The organism is Halomonas sp. HG01 (genome assembly GCF_000968715.2).
In the GTDB taxonomy this organism is placed as follows: Bacteria; Pseudomonadota; Gammaproteobacteria; order Pseudomonadales; family Halomonadaceae; genus Halomonas; species Halomonas halophila.
Map to the genome: position 1 here is coordinate 226,994 of NZ_CP022134.1, position 16,789 is coordinate 243,782.

Annotated in this window: 17 protein-coding genes; 6 read left to right on the plus strand and 11 right to left on the minus strand. The window is 71.2% G+C overall.

The window, feature by feature from the left end:
* Positions 1-72: 72 nt before the first annotated feature.
* The 5 genes from trkA to def form a co-directional block, all read right to left on the minus strand.
* Positions 73-1,446 (minus strand): Trk system potassium transporter TrkA, encoded by a 1,374-nt coding sequence (trkA, locus tag UN84_RS01025; RefSeq protein WP_046079546.1) that lies wholly within the window; start codon positions 1,444-1,446, stop codon positions 73-75.
* A gap of 107 nt (positions 1,447-1,553) precedes the next feature.
* On the minus strand, positions 1,554-1,757 hold the full coding sequence (locus UN84_RS01030) for a dodecin (RefSeq protein WP_035593959.1): 204 nt from the start codon (positions 1,755-1,757) through the stop codon (positions 1,554-1,556).
* Between the two features lie 74 nt (positions 1,758-1,831).
* The gene (rsmB, locus tag UN84_RS01035; RefSeq protein ID WP_046079545.1) at positions 1,832-3,172 is read right to left on the minus strand and encodes a 16S rRNA (cytosine(967)-C(5))-methyltransferase RsmB; all 1,341 of its coding nucleotides are present in this window, start codon (positions 3,170-3,172) and stop codon (positions 1,832-1,834) included.
* Entirely contained in the window at positions 3,169-4,161 is a 993-nt protein-coding gene (fmt, locus tag UN84_RS01040; protein ID WP_046079544.1) for a methionyl-tRNA formyltransferase, read from the minus strand. The genes rsmB and fmt overlap by 4 nt, the downstream gene beginning before the upstream one ends.
* A gap of 117 nt (positions 4,162-4,278) precedes the next feature.
* The gene (def, locus tag UN84_RS01045; protein WP_046079543.1) at positions 4,279-4,791 is read right to left on the minus strand and encodes a peptide deformylase; all 513 of its coding nucleotides are present in this window, start codon (positions 4,789-4,791) and stop codon (positions 4,279-4,281) included.
* 164 nt (positions 4,792-4,955) lie between these two features.
* On the opposite strand from def, the gene UN84_RS01050 reads away from it, so the two are divergent.
* The 5 genes from UN84_RS01050 to aroE are packed head-to-tail and all read left to right on the plus strand — an operon-like array spanning position 4,956 to position 9,556.
* Complete coding sequence (locus tag UN84_RS01050; protein WP_052719365.1) at positions 4,956-6,044, plus strand: LysM peptidoglycan-binding domain-containing protein; 1,089 nt, start codon at positions 4,956-4,958, stop codon at positions 6,042-6,044.
* 9 nt (positions 6,045-6,053) lie between these two features.
* Positions 6,054-7,172 (plus strand): DNA-processing protein DprA, encoded by a 1,119-nt coding sequence (gene dprA / locus UN84_RS01055; RefSeq protein ID WP_046079542.1) that lies wholly within the window; start codon positions 6,054-6,056, stop codon positions 7,170-7,172.
* 37 nt (positions 7,173-7,209) lie between these two features.
* Positions 7,210-7,779 (plus strand): L-threonylcarbamoyladenylate synthase, encoded by a 570-nt coding sequence (locus tag UN84_RS01060; protein ID WP_046079541.1) that lies wholly within the window; start codon positions 7,210-7,212, stop codon positions 7,777-7,779.
* A 32-nt stretch (positions 7,780-7,811) separates the two neighbouring features.
* Positions 7,812-8,747: an oxygen-dependent coproporphyrinogen oxidase gene (hemF, locus tag UN84_RS01065; protein WP_046079540.1), complete on the plus strand. Its 936-nt coding sequence runs from the start codon at positions 7,812-7,814 to the stop codon at positions 8,745-8,747.
* Positions 8,744-9,556 carry a shikimate dehydrogenase gene (aroE, locus tag UN84_RS01070; protein ID WP_046079539.1) on the plus strand — a complete coding sequence of 271 codons (813 nt, stop codon included), beginning with the start codon at positions 8,744-8,746 and terminating at the stop codon, positions 9,554-9,556. The genes hemF and aroE overlap by 4 nt, the downstream gene beginning before the upstream one ends.
* A 142-nt stretch (positions 9,557-9,698) precedes the next feature.
* Here aroE and UN84_RS01075 read toward each other — a convergent pair whose 3' ends face one another.
* The gene (locus UN84_RS01075; RefSeq protein ID WP_046079538.1) at positions 9,699-10,490 is read right to left on the minus strand and encodes a M48 family metallopeptidase; all 792 of its coding nucleotides are present in this window, start codon (positions 10,488-10,490) and stop codon (positions 9,699-9,701) included.
* A gap of 118 nt (positions 10,491-10,608) precedes the next feature.
* On the opposite strand from UN84_RS01075, the gene UN84_RS01080 reads away from it, so the two are divergent.
* Positions 10,609-11,493, plus strand: coding sequence for an ATP-binding protein (locus tag UN84_RS01080; RefSeq protein WP_046079537.1), 885 nt, complete (start codon positions 10,609-10,611; stop codon positions 11,491-11,493).
* Here the strand turns inward: UN84_RS01080 and UN84_RS01085 are convergent.
* The 5 genes from UN84_RS01085 to hisS form a co-directional block, all read right to left on the minus strand.
* Complete coding sequence (locus UN84_RS01085) at positions 11,481-12,113, minus strand: hypothetical protein (protein WP_046079536.1); 633 nt, start codon at positions 12,111-12,113, stop codon at positions 11,481-11,483. The genes UN84_RS01080 and UN84_RS01085 overlap by 13 nt on opposite strands.
* Positions 12,114-12,265: 152 nt before the next feature.
* The gene (der, locus tag UN84_RS01090; RefSeq protein ID WP_046079535.1) at positions 12,266-13,669 is read right to left on the minus strand and encodes a ribosome biogenesis GTPase Der; all 1,404 of its coding nucleotides are present in this window, start codon (positions 13,667-13,669) and stop codon (positions 12,266-12,268) included.
* A complete protein-coding gene (bamB, locus tag UN84_RS01095; protein WP_046079534.1) occupies positions 13,666-14,814 on the minus strand; it encodes an outer membrane protein assembly factor BamB in 1,149 nt (382 codons plus the stop codon). The genes der and bamB overlap by 4 nt, the downstream gene beginning before the upstream one ends.
* Positions 14,811-15,467 (minus strand): YfgM family protein, encoded by a 657-nt coding sequence (locus tag UN84_RS01100; RefSeq protein WP_035593932.1) that lies wholly within the window; start codon positions 15,465-15,467, stop codon positions 14,811-14,813. Before UN84_RS01100 ends, bamB begins: the two co-directional genes overlap by 4 nt.
* A gap of 28 nt (positions 15,468-15,495) precedes the next feature.
* Complete coding sequence (gene hisS / locus UN84_RS01105) at positions 15,496-16,785, minus strand: histidine--tRNA ligase (RefSeq protein WP_082090913.1); 1,290 nt, start codon at positions 16,783-16,785, stop codon at positions 15,496-15,498.
* Positions 16,786-16,789 lie beyond the last annotated feature (4 nt).

The window sequence follows — 16,789 nt, forward strand, 5'->3', positions numbered from 1 at the left end:
CGAACGGCGTCATCGAACGGTGGCAGGTGTGTCATGCGGATTCCCTCGCGTGAAGGCCGGCGGCGCTCGGCATCAGAAGAAGGTCAGGCCGACCTGGAACAGCCGCTCCACGTCGCGGATGCGGCGCTTGTCGATGACGAACAGAATGATGTGATCCCCGGACTGGATGACCACGTCGTCGTGGGCGATCAGCACGTCCTTGCCGCGCACCACGGCACCGATGGTGGTGCCCCGGGGGAGGTCGATCTCGCCAATGGCACGGCCGACCACCTTGGACGACTGCTGGTCGCCGTGGGCGATGGCCTCGATGGCCTCGGCGGCGCCGCGGCGCAGCGAGTGCACGTTGACGATGTCGCCGCGACGCACGTGGGGCAGCAGGCTGCCGATGGTGGCCTGCTGCGGCGAGATGGCAATGTCGATCTCGCCGCCCTGGACCAGGTCGACGTAGGCGGCGTTGTTGATCAGGGTGAGGACCTTCTTGGCGCCCATGCGCTTGGCCAGCATCGACGACATGATGTTGACCTCGTCGTCGTTGGTCAGCGCGCAGAAGATATCGCAGTCCTCGATGTTCTCTTCCTCCAGCAGGCGCTTGCTGGTGGCGCTGCCGTGGAGCACCACGGTGCGGTCGAGGCGCTCGGAGAGCTGGGTGCAGCGCTCGAGGCTGTGCTCGACGATCTTCACCTGATGGCTGTGCTCCAGGTGCTCGGCGAGGCGCTCGCCGATGTTGCCGCCGCCGGCGATGATCACCCGGCGGAAGTCGCGCTCGAGGCGACGCAGCTCGCTCATCACCGCGCGGATGTCGCGGCGGTCGGCGATGAAGAACACCTCGTCGTCGGCCTCGATGACGGTGTCGCCGCGGGGAATGATCGGCCGGTTGCGGCGATAGATGGCCGCCACCCGGGTGTCCACGCTGGGCATGTGGCGGCGCAGGAAGCCGAGCTCCTGGCCGACCAGCGGGCCGCCGTAGAAGGCCTTCACCGCCACCAGCTGGACCTGGCCCCCGGCGAATTCCAGCACCTGCAGGGCGCCAGGGTGCTCGATCAACCGGCGGATATGGTCGGTGACCACCTGCTCGGGGCTGATCAGCACGTCGATGGGCACCGCCTCGTGGGCGAACAGGCCCTTGCGGGTCAGGTAGGCGGTGGCGCGGACGCGGGCGATCTTGGTCGGCGTGCGGAACAGCGTGTAGGCGACCTGACAGGCGATCATGTTCACCTCGTCGGAGTTGGTCACCGCGATCAGCATGTCGGCGTCCTCGCAGCCCGCCTGGCGCAGCACCATCGGGTAGGAGCCGGCGCCGGTCACGGTGCGGATATCGAGCCGGGTATGAAGCTCGCGGAGCTTCTTGGCATCGGTGTCCACCACCGTGATCTCGTTCTCTTCGTGCGCCAGGTGTTCGGCCAGGGTTCCGCCGACCTGGCCGGCGCCGAGGATGATGATCTTCATCGCGTGTCACAGTCCGCAGCAAGACGGACGGCGCCGCGCGAGCGCCGTCTCTGGATGGGCGGCAAGCCTAAACCAGCCGTGGGTGGATGAACAGGGCGGAATCGCGCTCAGTCCAGGGTGAAGCCGACCTTGATCGTGACCTGCCAGTGGGCCACCCGGCCGTGCTCGATGTGGCCGCGGGTGTCGATGACCTCGAACCAGCGCATGCCGTGCAGGCTCTCCGAGGCCTTGGTCAGCGCGCCCTGGATGGCGTCCTCGATGCTGGTCTCGGAGCTGCCGGTCAGCTCGATGTGCTTGTAGGTGTGGTTCATGGTGTCGTCCTCTGGCAGCGGGGAAATGGCACGGATGCCGGCGCGGGAGGCCCGTGCCGGCATCCTCGGGCCGCTCAGTCGGCCCGCTTCCTCAGTCTGGCATAGAAGAAGCCGTCATGGCTGTCGGCGCTTGGCAGCAGCTGGCGGCCGGCCCCGGCGGGACGGCCCCAGGCCACGCCTTCCGGCGTGGTGACCTCGGCGTCCGGGGTGCGCGCCAGGAAGGCGGCGACCTGGTCGGCGTTCTCCTCCGGCAGCACCGAGCAGGTGGCGTAGAGCAGGGTGCCGCCCGGGGCCAGCAGCGGCCACAGGTTGTCGAGCAGCCGGGCCTGCAGTTCGGCCAGCTTGGCGATGTCCGAGGGGCGGCGCAGGCGCTTGATGTCCGGGTGGCGGCGGATCACGCCGCTGCCGGAACAGGGCGCGTCGAGCAGGATGGCGTCGAAGGGCGTGCCGTCCCACCAGTCGCGCCGGGTGGCGTCGCCGTGGGCCAGGTCGGCCTCCAGGCCGAGCCGCGACAGGGTGTCTTCCACCCGTGCCAGGCGGGTGTCGTCGCTGTCGATGGCCTGCAGGTCGACGTCGAACAGCTCGAGCAGATGGGCGGTCTTGCCGCCCGGCGCGCAGCAGGCGTCCAGCACCCGGGCGCCGGGGCGCGGGGCGAGCGTCGGGCCGAGCAGCTCGGCGGCCAGCTGGGCCGCCTCGTCCTGCACGCTGACCAGCCCTTCCTGGAAGCCGGGCAGCTGGCCGACGTCGCAGGGCTCGTCGAGGGTCAGGCCCTCGGGGGAGTGCAGGCACAGGCGGGCGCCGATGTCCGGGGTATCGAGCCGCGCGAGGTAGCTCTCGCGGTCGCCGTGGCGGCGATTGACGCGCAGCGTCATCGGGCCCGGCAGGTTGTTGGCCTCGCAGATCGCCCGCCAGTCGTCCGGCCAGGCCTGGCGGAAGGCCTTGAGCCACCACTTGGGATGCAGCAGCGCCACCGCCGGATCGCGATCGACCTCGGCCTGGAGCGGGCCGGCCTCGCGCTGCAGGCGGCGCAGGCAGCCGTTGAGCACCCGGGTGGCCCAGGGCTTGTTGATCAGCCGCGCGGCGCCGGCGGTCTCGCCCACCGCGGCGTGAGGCGGGATGCGCATGTAGAGCAGCTGGTAGATGCCCACCAGCAGCAGCGCCTGAACGTCGGCGTCGCGGGGCTTGAACGGCTTGTCCAGCAGCTTGCCGGCGAGTGCCTCGAGGCGGCACAGGGTGCGGCAGCTGCCGAAGCACAGCTCCTTGAACAGGCCGCGGTCCCGGGAGACGACCTGATGGTCGTCGAGATTGCTGAGCGAGCCGCGGCCGGAGATCACCGGCACCAGGGCACGGGCGGCGGCGGCGCGCACCGCCTGGCCGGTATCGGGCGAGCGGGAGGAATGGCGCGGCTGGTTCATGCGGTGGTCTCCTGGTTCGGCCGGCCCAGGCGACTGCCGGGCGCGAAGCGATCCGCGCGAGCCTTGAGCAGCTCGCGCACGTCGAGGGGCTTGCCGCCGGGCAGCTGGGCCCGGGTGACGCGAAGGACCTGATCGCCCCGCTCGCCGCAGGCGATGCGCAGGGCGTCGTCCGCGTGGGGCAGCAGGGTGCCGGGCGCGGCGCTGTCGCCGCCGGGTGTGGCTTGAGCGTCGGCCTCGGCCATCAGCAGGCGCAGGCGGTCGTCGCCCAGCGCGCACCAGGCCACCGGCCAGGGATTGAAGGCGCGGATGCGCGCGGCCAGGGCCTCGGCGTTCTCGCGGAAGTCCAGCTCGGCCTCGGCCTTGGACAGCTTGGCCGCGTAGGTGACGCCGTCCTCGGGCTGGGGCGTGGCCGCGAGGCCGTCGCCGGCCAGCGCGTCCAGCGTCTCGACCATGGCCCGGCCGCCCTGGGCGGCCAGGGCATCGTGCAGGGCGCCGCCGGTGGTGGCGGCGGTGATCGGGGTGCGGGCGATGCGCAGCATGGCGCCGGTGTCGAGCCCTTCGTCCATCTGCATGATGGTCACGCCGCTCTCGGCGTCGCCGGCCTCGATGGCGCGCTGGATGGGCGCGGCGCCGCGCCAGCGCGGCAGCAGCGAGGCGTGGACGTTGATGCAGCCGAGGCGCGGCGTGTCGAGCACCGCCTTGGGCAGGATCAGGCCGTAGGCCACCACCACCATGATGTCGGCTTCGAGGGCGGCCAGTTCCGCCTGGGCCTCGGGCGTCTTCAGCGACGCCGGCTGGTAGACTGGCAGCTCATGTGCCAGGGCCAGCGCCTTGACCGGGCTCGGGGTGAGCTTGCGGCCGCGGCCGGCGGGGCGGTCGGGCTGGGTGTAGACGGCGACGACGCGATGGGAGCTCGCCAGCAACGCCGCCAGGCTCTCGGCGGCGAAGTCGGGCGTGCCGGCGAAGATGACGCGCAGGGGTCGGGACATGGGTTCGGGGCCTTGCCGGAATGAATGCCGCCCATGATAACGGAGCCGGGCCCAAACGACGAAGGCCGGCGCCCATCCGGGCACCGGCCTTCATGTCGCGAAGGGCGTCGAGGCGGCTCAGGCCGGCTGGGTCAGCCGGTGGCGCTTCTGCATCTTCTTCATCACCCGGTCGCGCTTGAGCGGCGAGAGATAGTCGACGAACAGCACGCCCTCGAGGTGGTCGTACTCGTGCTGGATGCAGTGGGCCAGCAGGCCGTCGGCCTCGAGCTCGTAGGGCTGGCCGTCGCGATCCAGCGCCTCGAGCCGGACCTTCAGCGCCCGCGGCACCTCGGCGTAGTACTCGGGCACCGACAGGCAGCCCTCCTGCATCGGCTCGCGCTCCTCGCCGATCGGGGTGTACTCGGGGTTGATCAGCACCAGCGGCGTGCTCTGGTCCTCGCTGACGTCGATCACGATGACCCGGCGATGCACGTCCACCTGGGTGGCCGCCAGGCCGATGCCGGGTGCGGCGTACATGGTCTCGAGCATGTCGTCGACCAGCTGGCGCACCTCGTCGTCGACCGTCTCGACCGGGGCCGCCTTGGTGCGGAGCCGCTCGTCGGGGAATTCGAGAATGGGGAGTTTGGCCATGGCGTTGGTGTCACCGTTGTGCTGTCATTCGGGAAATACGACTATTCTAGAAGCCTGCGGCGAGCCGGGAAACCGCGCCTCGCGCATCGTATCGATAGCATCAGACTATACCACGATGGCGAGGTTCCCGGTGCCGCCGCGATCATCGGCCGGGGAGCAAGGGAATGAAGCAGATCGGACGCAGCGGGCTCGTGAGGCGCTGGCTGGGGACGCTGGCGCTGGGGGCGATGGCGGCCGGTGTCGTCCAGGCGCAGGGGCTGTCCTGGAATGACGGGCTGCGGGGCGACGCGCCGGATCGCTATACCGTGGTGCGGGGCGATACCCTGTGGGACATCTCCGGGCGCTTCCTGCAGCACCCCTGGCAGTGGCCCGAGGTGTGGCAGGTCAATCCCCAGATTGAGAACCCGCACCTGATCTACCCCGGCGACATCGTCACCCTCTATGACTGCGGCGGCCGGGCCTGCCTGGGGCTGGAGCGCGGCCGGGGCGTGGTGCGCCTGTCGCCCGAGGTGCGCACCGTGCCGCGGCGCGAGGCCATCGACCCGATTCCGCTGGAATCCGTGCGCCTGTTCACCCGTGATCACCGGGTCATCACCGACCCCGAGACGCTCGCCGAGCTGGCCTACGTGGTGGGCGGCGACGATCGGCGGCTGATCAGCGGTGCCGGCGATCGCTTCTATGCCCGCGGCGAGGTGCCGGCCGGCGGTCGCGTCGGCATCTATCGCCCCGGAAAGCGCTATCTCGACGAGGCTACCGGCGAGGTACTGGGCCTCGAGCTCGAGAGTGTGGGCGAGGCCCGCCAGCTGCGCCAGGAAGACGACATCGCGGTGCTCGAGGCCACCAGGACCCGCCAGGAGATCCGCAACGACGACATCATCCTGCCGCTGGAAGACCGTGGTCTGGTCACCGAGTTCCAGCCGCGGGCGCCGGAGCGCCGGGTCGACGGCCGCATCCTGTCGGTGCCCGGCGGCGTGCGCTTCATCGGGCGGCTGCAGATGGTCGCCCTGGACCGCGGTACCCGCGACGGCCTGGCGCCCGGCCATGTGCTGACGGTGGAGCAGCGCGGTGAGCTGGTCAACGACCCGCGCACCGGCGAGATGCTGCGCCTGCCCGGCGAAGACGCCGGCCTGGTGATGGTCGTGCGGCCCTACGAGAAGATGAGCTACGGCCTGGTGATGCAGGCCTCGCGCACCCTGGCGGTGGGCGATCGCCTGCATACCCCGGGCGCAGGCCTGGACACCGCGCAGCGCTAGGCCGCGATCATGCCGACGGCCAGGGAGTGGTGGCTGCTGTCGCGCCTGCCCGGGCTCGGACCCGCGGGGCTGGCCGAACTCGCCGCCCGGGCCCCGGCCTGGCCCGAGGGCTGGCTGGCGGTGATGCCGCGCGAGGCGGCGACCGCCCTGCGGCTGTGGCTCGACCATCCCGCCAGGAGCCCGCTGACGGCCTCGCTCGATGCCGACGAGGCCTGGCTCGCCGAGGCGCCCGATCGCGTGCTGCTGCATCCCGATCATCCCGCCTGGCCGGCGCCGCTGGCCCAGATCGCCGATCCGCCGCCGGTGCTGTGGGCCTGGGGCGATCTCGGCGCGCTGGCGCCGCCGCGGCTGGCCATGGTCGGCACTCGCAAGCCGACTCGTGAGGGACTCGCCAACGCCGGCGGCTTCGCCCGGGCGTTGGCCGAGCGCGGCTGGGGCGTGGTCAGCGGCATGGCGCTGGGCATCGACGCCGCCGCCCAGCAGGCGGCGCTGGATGCCGGTGGACGCAGCGTGGCGGTGCTGGGCGGTGGGGCGGACGTCATCTACCCGGCCCGCCATCGCGCCCTGCACGAGCGGCTGCGCGAGCCGGGCGGCCTGCTGCTGTCCGAACATCCGCCCGGCACCAAGCCTCATCCCGCCTTCTTCCCGCGCCGCAATCGCATCGTCACCGGGCTGTCTCGCGGCGTGCTGGTGGTGGAAGCCGCCGAGCGCAGCGGCTCGCTGGTCAGCGCCCGGCTGGCCGGCGAGCAGGGCCGCGAGCTGTTCGCCGTGCCGGGCTCGATCCACAATCCCCAGGCGCGCGGCTGCCTGGGGCTGCTGCGCGACGGCGCGGTGCTGGTGCGCGACGTCGACGACATCCTCGCCGAGCTGCCCGCCTGGGCCGCGCCGTTGGAGGCAACGCCCGCGTGTCCCGAGGCGGACGCTGCGCCGGCGGCCTCCACGGGCAACGACGACCCGCTGCTGGCCTGGCTCAGCGACACCCCGACCCCGGTCGATGCCCTGGTGAACCTCACCGGGCTGTCGGTGGCCGACTGCCAGCGCCGGTTGCTGGCCCTCGAGCTGGAGGGGCGCGCCGGCCCCGCCGCCGGCGGCTGGGTGCGCCTGCCGGCCCCCGGGGGAGCGTGGTAGAATCCCGGCCCATGTCGGACATCGCCGGAATCCCCACATGACCCTGGATCCTTCCCTCGCCGACGCCGTGGCCGCCCTGCGCGCCGGCGGCGTGATCGCCTATCCCACCGAGGCCGTCTGGGGCCTTGGCTGCGACCCTGACGACGCCACCGCCCTGACCCGGCTGCTCGCGCTCAAGCGCCGAGACCCGGCCAAGGGCGTGATCCTGGTGGCCGCCGACCTCGAGCAGCTGGCGCCCTGGCTGGAAGGGCTCGACGACGCCCGCCGGCAGGCCCTGGCCGAGCCCCGCGACACGCCGACCACCTGGCTGGTGCCGGACAACGGCCGGTCGCTGCCGCTGGTGCGTGGCGAGCACGACCGGGTGGCGCTGCGGGTCAGCGACCACCCGCTGGTCGCCGCCCTGTGCCGCGCCTTCGGCGGCCCCATCGTCTCGACCTCGGCCAACCGCGCCGGCGAGCCCTCGGCGATGAGCGCCGACGAGATCCGTGCGATCTTCGGTGACGGGCAAGATGACGAGCTCGATGCCGTGCTCGACGGCCCACTGGGCGGCCACGACCGCCCCAGCACCATCCGCGACCTGGTCACCGGCCGCGTGCTGCGCGACTGACTCCCCGCTTCACTGCCTATCAAGGAGGCCCCGTGGCCTACGCCCATCTCGACCCCGTGAAGACCTATCTGCTCGACCTCCAGGACCGGCTGTGCGAGGCGCTGGCCGCCGAGGACGGCCAGGCGACCTTCCGCGAGGACGCCTGGGAGCGCGCCGAGGGCGGCGGCGGCCGCTCGCGGGTGATCGAAGACGGCGCCGTGTTCGAGAAGGGCGGCGTCAACTTTTCCCACGTGCATGGCGCGACCCTGCCGCCCTCGGCCACCGCCGCCCGGCCCGAGCTCGCCGGCCGCGGCTTTCACGCGGTGGGCGTGTCCTGGGTGCTGCATCCGACCAATCCCCACGTGCCCACCAGCCACGGCAACGTGCGCTTCCTGATCGCCGAGAAGGAGGGCGAGGACCCGGTATGGTGGTTCGGCGGCGGCTACGACCTGACGCCCTTCTACCCGGTGCTCGAGGACGTGCGCCACTGGCACCGGGTGGCCCGGGACGCCTGCGCGCCCTTCGGCGACGACGTCTACCCGCGCTTCAAGGCCTGGTGCGACGACTACTTCTACTTGAAGCATCGCGACGAGACCCGCGGCGTCGGCGGGCTGTTCTTCGACGACCTCAACGAGGGCGGCTTCGACGACTGCTTCGCCTTCCAGCGCGCGGTCGGCGACAGTTTCCTCGACGCCTACCTGCCGATCGTGCGGCGCCGCCGCGAGACCGCCTATGGCGAGCGCGAGCGCGACTTCCAGCTCTATCGCCGCGGCCGCTACGTGGAGTTCAACCTGGTGTGGGACCGCGGGACCCTGTTCGGCCTGCAGAGCGGCGGGCGCACTGAATCGATCCTGATGTCGATGCCGCCGCTGGCGCGCTGGGAATATGCCTGGACGCCGGAAGCCGGCAGCCCCGAAGCGGACCTCTACGACAACTACCTGGCGCCCCGGGACTGGCTGGGCGAGCAGGACAAGGAGAACCCGGCATGACGGACCGCTACTGTGTCTTCGGCCACCCGATCGGCCACTCGAAGTCTCCGGCCATCCACGCCGCCTTCGCCGAGCAGACCGGCGAGACGCTCGAATACACCGCCATCGAGGCGCCGCTGGACGACTTCGCCGGCGCCTGGCGGGCCTTCGTCGAGGCGGGCGGGCGCGGCGCCAACGTCACCGTGCCGTTCAAGGAAACGGCCTACCGGCTGTGTGATGCGCTCACTCCCCGGGCCGAGCGCGCCGGGTCGGTGAACACCCTGATCCTCGAGGCCGACGGCCACACCCGGGGCGACACCACCGACGGCGTCGGCCTGGTCGGCGACCTCAAGCGCCGCGGTGTGACGCTTTCCGGGGCGCGGATTCTGGTGCTCGGCGCCGGCGGCGCGGTGCGCGGCGTGCTGGAACCGCTGCTGGCGGAAGCCCCGGCGAGCCTGCATATCGCCAACCGCACCGGCGGCAAGGCCGACGGCCTGGCCGCGGACTTCGCGGACCTGGGCCGGGTGAGCGGCGGTGGCTTCGAATCGGTGGAAGGCCCCTTCGATCTGGTGGTCAACGGCACCAGCGCCAGCCTCGGCGGCGATCTGCCGCCGCTGCCGAACGATCTGTTCGCCCCCAGCGCCACCGCCTATGACATGATGTACGGCGCCGAGCCCACGGTCTTCCTGCGCTGGGCCGCCGAGCGAGACGCGGCCACCATTGACGGCCTGGGCATGCTGGTGGGCCAGGCGGCCGAGTCCTTCTCTCTATGGCGCGGCGTACGCCCGGACGTGGAACCGGTGCTGGAGGCGCTGCGACGGGCGCTGTAACGCCACCAGGCCGCGAACAAGAACGCCCCGAGCCATCGTCCGGCTCGGGGCGTTTTTATATGTGGCTCGATAAGGGCGTTTTACACGCTCAGGGCTGTCTATCCGCTCAGGGCTTTCTACCGGCTCAGGGCTGTCTATCCGCTCAAGGCTGTCCGCAGTTCGGCGCCCGCCCGGCCTGCCGATAGCGCTGCAGCGCCTCGTTCATGTCGGACTCGAGGCCCGAGATGCGGCTGCCGTGGCTGGGGTGGGTGGACATCCACTCCGGGGGCTGGCCACCGCCGGCGTTGGCCATGTTCTGCCACAGCGCGACGCTGGCCCGCGGGTCGAAGCCGGCGTCGGCCATCAGCCGCAGGCCGATGGTGTCGGCCTCGCTCTCGTGGCGGCGCGAGAAGGGCAGCAGGATGCCGTACTGGGCGCCCATGCCCAGCGCCGCCATCACCTGCTGGCCGCCGGCGCCTTCCAGGCCGGCGGCCGAGGACAGCACCGAGAGGCCGAGGTTGGTGGCGCTCTGGGTCGAGGCGCGCTCGTTGGCGTGCTGGGCCAGCACGTGGCCGATCTCGTGGCCGATGACCGCGGCGAGCTGGTCCTGGTTCTCGGTGATCTCGAGCAACCCGGTGTTCACCCCCACGTAGCCGCCGGGCAGCGCGAAGGCGTTGGCCGAGTCGTCCTCGAAGACCCGCACCTGCCAGTTCTCCTGCTGCAGTTCGGCGGGCAGGGTGGCGACGATCTCGCGGGTCACGCACTGGGCGAGCCGATCCGGCGCGCCGCCGACGATGGGGCGTTCCTGCTGATACTGGGAGAACGCCTGGGCCCCCATCTGGTCGAGCTGGTCGTCGGACATCAGGGTCAGCTGCGAGCGTCCGGTGGGCGAGGTGGTGCAGGCGGCCAGGGCGACGCTGAGCGCGCCCACGGCGAGACAGTGAATCCAGCGCATCGGAGTCCTCCTGAGGCCGGCCGTGGCAGAGCCACTGGACGGCGAATAAGCGTTCGCCACAAGATACCCCCCACACCTGCAAGATCAACCACGAAACCTGCAAGCATGGAGGAAGTTCATGGACGAGGAATTGTCGCAGCGCCTGCTGTCGCTGCTGGCCCGGGTCGAGCCCTGGCTGCCGCCGGCCGCCGAGTCGGTCGACTGGACGCGTGACGTGGCCGCGCTGTGGGAGCGCCATGCCCTGGGCGGGCGGCTGGTGCCGGTGCCGCCGCGCGACGCCCTGGCCCTCGACGACCTGCTCGGCATCGAGCGCCAGAAGCGCCAGCTGGTCGACAATACCCGCGCCTTCCTGCGCGGTCATCCCGCCAACCACGCGCTGCTGTGGGGCGCTCGGGGCAGCGGCAAGTCGTCGCTGGTACGGGCGCTGCTCAACGGGCTGGGAGGCGAAGGGCTGCGCCTGGTGCAAGTCGACCGCCACGACCTGGGCGCGCTGCCGGCGCTGGTGGCCCAGCTGCGTCACCTGCCGCACCGCTTCGTGGTCTACTGCGACGATCTCTCCTTCGAGCAGAACGACGATGCCTACAAGGCGCTGAAGAGCGTGCTCGACGGCACCCTGACCGGCCCGCCCGAGAACGTGCTGCTCTACGCCACCTCCAACCGCCGCCACCTGCTGCCGGAGTCGATGGCCGACAACGATGCCACCCGCCTGGTCGGCGAGGAGCTCCACCACGGCGATGCGGTCGAGGAGAAGATCTCGCTGTCCGACCGCTTCGGGCTGTGGCTGGCCTTCCACCCGTTCTCCCAGAGCGCCTACCTCGAGGCCTGCGAGCACTGGACCCGGCGCCTCGGCGACGCGGACGACTGGGGCGACGAGGCGCGGGCCGAGGCGGTGCGCTACGCCACCCTGCGCGGCGGACGCAGCGGCCGGGTGGCCTGGCAGTTCGCCTGCCAGTGGATCGGTCGCCAGCGTCTCTACGACCAGGGTTCCGATCACCAAGGCTGATCGCCGATCGGGCTCAGCGTGCCGTCCTCGCCCACGGCCAGGCGAATGGTCGGCGTCAGCAGCCCCGACGGCAGCGTCATGCCCAGGCCGCTGAGATCGCCCGGGGTGATCGCCAGCTCGCTGCCCTGGGGCAGGTCGCCGGTGCGGGCCATCTGCCGGGCCAGGTCGACCAGCGGCGAGAGCTGGCTGCGATCGGCCTGGCGCAGGTCGAAGGCCAGCGGCAGGCGCAGGTCTGCGTCGTCGCCCGGGGTCAGCGTCACGTCCTGCTCATAGCGGCCGTTGATCGCCTCGAGCCCGGGCACGTCCAGGTGCCAGTCGAAGCCGCTCATCTGCACCGCGGGCAGCCCGGCGGGCAGGCCCAGGCCCAGCGCCATGGTGGCCTGTACCGGCAGGCTGCCGGTGCCGAGGCCGGAGGCGATCAGCGACGTGAGATCGGTGGTGTCGAGGCCGGCATCCAGGGCGTAGGGCCCGATGCGGATGTTCTCGACGCCGAGGGACGTCACGGCCAGGCGGAAGGCGAACAGGCCGGTCTGGGGCAGTGCCAGGCAGCCGCCGAGCAGCAGGGCCAGGCAGCCGGGAATCAGGACGCGCGCGCGGCGGCGCAGGGAACGAAGGAACATGGCGACTCTCGCTGACGGGAGGGGTGCCGGCGGCGACCGCCTCGGGGTGACAGACGCAGACCGCCGGCCCGAGGCCCGGCGGTCTGCGCTATCGGCGCGAGTACTATCGGCGAGATTCGCCCGCGCGTCGAGAGTCGACGGATGGCGACACGTCAGCGACGACCGCGGCGCGATTCCTTGGTGCGGTCGAGCTCGCGCTTCTTGGCCTTCTCGCGGTCGCTGGCGCCGGCCATGTGATCGTAGGGGTTCTTGCCCGAGCGGAACTCGAAGCGCATCGGCGTGCCGCGCACCTTGAGCACCTTGCGGAAGGTGTTGGTCAGGTAGCGCTTGTAGGCCTCGGACAGCGACTCGGTCTGGTTGCCGTGCACGACGATGATCGGCGGGTTACTGCCGCCCTGGTGGGCCATGCGCAGCTTGATGCGGCGGCCGTGGATCATCGGCGCCGGATGCTGCTCCACGGCGTCGTGCAGGATGTTGGTCAGGCGGTTGGTCGACCAGTGGCTGTTGGCCGAGGCGAAGGCGCGTTCGATGGACGGGTAGAGATCGCCCACCGCGGTGCCGTGCAGCGCCGAGATGAAGTGCAGGTCGGCGTAGTCGGCGAAGCCCAGGCGGCGCTTGATCTGGGCACGCATCTTGTCCTTGGCCTCGCTCTCCAGGCCGTCCCACTTGTTGACCGCCAGCACCAGGGCGCGGCCGCTGGTCAGCACGTAGTCGAGCAGGTGCAGGTCCTGTTCCACCAGCCCCGAGCGGGCGTCGAGCACCATGATGGCGACATGGCATTCCTTGATCGCCTCGAGGGTCTTGATGATCGAGAACTTCTCGGCGGTCTGGCTGACGTTCTTGCGTCGGCGCACGCCGGCGGTGTCGACCAGCACGTAGGGCTCGCCGCGCCGCTCGAAGGGGATCTCGATGGCGTCGCGGGTGGTCCCCGCCTCGTCGAAGACCACCACCCGCTCCTCGCCGAGCAGGCGGTTGACCAGCGTCGACTTGCCCACGTTGGGGCGGCCGATGACGCCGATGCGGATGCCCTTGGTGCCGGTGTCGAGCGGGATGTCGGCGTCGCGCTCGGGGAAGGGCGTGAGCACCTCGTCGATCAGCGCGGTGACGTTGCGGCCGTGGGCGGCGGCGATCGGATGCGGATCGCCGAGGCCGAGCTGCCAGAAGTCCGCCATGGCGGAGTGCTCTTCCAGGCCGTCGGTCTTGTTGACTACCAGCCAGGTCTTCTTCTGGTTGATGCGCAGGTGGTTGGCGATGGCTTCATCGGCCACGTTCAGGCCGCTGCGGCCGTCGACCAGGAACAGCACGATGTCGGCCTCGTCGATGGCCTGCAGCGACTGCTCGGCCATGGCCGCGTCGATGCCTTCCTCGTCGCCGCTGATGCCGCCGGTGTCGATCACCGTGTAGGCCTTGCCGCCGAGCGCGCCGTTGCCGTACTTGCGATCCCGGGTCAGGCCCGGGAAGTCGGCCACCAGGGCGTCGCGGGTGCGCGTCAGGCGGTTGAAGAGGGTCGACTTGCCCACGTTGGGGCGGCCGACCAGTGCGATCACGGGAGTCATGGTTGCAGTTCCAGGGCCTCGAGGCTGCCGTCGTCGGCCAGGGCGTAGATGCGCTTGCCGTCGGTGAGCGGGGCCACGCTGATGGCGTCGTCGATCTCGGTGCGGCCGACCAGGTCACCCTCGCGGGCGTCGATCAGGTGAAGGTAGCCCTCGAAGTCGCCCACCACCAGGCGGCCGTCGGCGAAGGCGGGGTCGGTCAGCTCGCGGCCCTCGAGGTCATCGAGTTCCCACAGGGTCTCGCCGTTGCCGGCGTTGAAGGCCATCACGTGACTGGCCTCGTCGACCACGAACAGGAAGTCGCCGACCATGACCGGGCTGCGATAGCTGGAGATGTCGCGGGCCCAGAGGATCTCGCCGGTAGTGGCCTGCAGGGCCGCCAGGCGGCCGTTGTAGCTGGTCACGAACAGCCGGCCGTCCTGGGTCAGCAGCGGTTGGCCAGCCAGGTCGACCAGGCGCTCGATCTCGCTGCGGCCCTGGGGCACGGCGATGCGGCGCTGCCACAGCGGCTGGCCGGCGCGGTTGTCGAGGGTGACCAGCCGGCCGTTGGCCTGGCCGGCGAAGGTCACCTGGTCGATGACCCGCGGCGTGCCGGTGCTGCGCAGGGTCAGGGCGGGGCGGTTGCCGCTGTAGACCCAGCGCTCGGCACCGCTGGCGCGGTCCAGGGCGGTCACGCTGCCGTCCACGGCCTGCACCACCAGCAGCTGGCGGTTGGCCTGGGGCGCGGCCAGCACCTCGCTGTTGACGCGGGTGCGCCACAACACCTCGCCGTCGGCCTGGTCCAGGGCCAGCACTTCGCCGTTGCGAGTGCCGAGATAGACCCGGTCGGCCACGGCGGTGAGGCCGCTGGAGGCGGCGGCATCGAGCTCGACGCGCCAGCGCGGCTCGCCGCTGTCGGCGTCGATGGCCTGGACCAGGCCGCTGTGGTCGGCGGCGAACAGCAGGTCGCCGTCCCGGGCCGGGGCCAGCGGATAGCCGCCTTGTCCCAGGCCGTCGCCGACCTGTTCTTCCCACAGGGTCTCGATGCTGGTGGTGCCCGCGGTGTCACGCAGTTCCTTGGGCGGATACTCGGGCTCCACCTGGCCGGCGCAGCCGGTCAGCAGGCCCAGCGCGGCGGTGGCGGCGATGGCGAGTGCAGTCTTGCTCATGAGGTCTCCTCGACGCCCAGATCGTCCAGTTTGAGTTGCACGCCGTAGAGCGGCTGGTCGCCGGCCTCGGAGAGGCTCAGGGCCTCCTGCCAGGCCTGGCGGGCGGCGTCGCGGTCGCCCAGTGCGAGGTGGGCGTCGCCGCGGATGTCGGCGCGCTGGGCGGCCAGCGGCGACGGCAGGTCGCCGTCGAGGGTCGCCAGGGCCGCCTCGGCGTCGTCGCCGGCCAGCTGCAGGCGCGCCAGGCGCAGCCGCGCCACGCCCTGCAGGTAGGGGCGGTCACCGTCGTCGATCAGCGCCGCCAGGGTGCCTTCGGCGGCGTCCAGGTCGCCGGCGTCTACCGCCACGCGGGCGTCCATCAGGCGCGCCAGGTCGGCGTAGAGGCTGTCGCCGTGGTCCTCGACCAGTCGCGTCGTCAGCTCGTCGATGCGCTGGCGGGCGCCGTCATCCAGGCTGTCCTGGCCGCTCAGGGTCAGCACCTGCTGGTAGGTGGCCGAGGCCGCTTCGGCCTGCCCGGTCTGGTAGTCCTGCCAGGCGTTCCAGCCGAAGACCCCGGCGGCGGCGATCGCCGCGCCGGCGATCAGCGAGGTGCCGTTTTCCTTCCACCAGCGCTTGATCGCTTCGACCTGCTCTTCTTCCGTTCTCATCTCCGCCACGGGCGGTCTCCTTGTCTGTCCTAGAGCGTCAGGCGTCGCCTGCCAGCAGGGAGGCGAGGGTATCGGCGAGGGCGTCCTGGTCGAGACGTTGCTGTTCGCGGTCCTCGCGCAGGAACTTGAGCGTCACGGCGTTCTCGGCCAGCTCGTCCTCGCCCAGCAGCAGGGCCAGGCGGGCACCGCTCTTGTCGGCCTTCTTGATGCGGCTCTTGAAGCTGCCGCCGCCGCAGTGCAGCTGCACGCCGAGCTCGGGCCGCGCCTCGCGCAGGCGCTCGCCGAGCAGCAGGGCGGCCGACTCGGTGGCCTCGCTCATCGGCAGCAGGTAGACGTCCAGGTCGCCGCGGGCCTCGTCGGGAACGAGATCCAGGGTGTCGAGCAGCAGGATCAGGCGCTCGATGCCCATGGCGAAGCCGACCGCCGGCACGGCCTTGCCGCCGAGCTGCTCGACGAGGCCGTCGTAGCGGCCGCCGGCACACACCGTGCCCTGGCTGCCCAGCGCGGTGGTGGTCCACTCGAAGACGGTGCGCGAGTAGTAGTCCAGGCCGCGTACCAGCCGCGGGTTGACCACGTAGGCGATGCCGGCGGCGTCGAGCATGGCGGTCAGGCGCTCGAAGTGTTCCTTCGACTCGGCGTCCAGGTGGTCCATGAGCCGCGGCGCGTCGGCCAGCATCGGGGCCATGTCCGGGTTCTTGGAGTCGAGGATGCGCAGCGGGTTGGTCTCGAGCCGGCGGCGGGAGTCCTCGTCGAGCACGTCCAGGTGCTGCTGGAAGTAGCTCACCAGGGTGTCGCGGTAGGCGGCGCGCGCCTCCGGCGAGCCCAGGGAGTTGAGCTCCAGGGTGACGTGCTCGAACAGGCCGAGCTGCTTCCATAGCCGCGCCGAGAGCAGGATCAGCTCGGCGTCGATGTCCGGGCCCTCGAGGCCGAAGGTCTCCACGCCGACCTGGTGGAACTGCCGGTAGCGACCCTTCTGCGGGCGCTCGTGGCGGAACATCGGGCCCTGGTACCACAGCCGCTGGGTCTGGTTGTGCAGCAGGCCGTGTTCCATGGCGGCGCGCACGCAGCTCGCGGTGCCCTCGGGACGCAGCGTCAGGCTGTCGCCGTTGCGGTCCTCGAAGGTGTACATCTCCTTCTCGACGATGTCGGTGACCTCGCCGATGGAGCGCTTGAACAGCGCGGTCTGCTCGACGATGGGGGTGCGGATCTCGTCATAGCCGTAGCGGCTCATGAGGGTGCGCACCTGGCCCTCGAAGTACTGCCACAGCGGGGACTGCTCCGGCAGCAGGTCGTTCATGCCACGAATGGCCTGGATCTTCTTGCTCAATGCT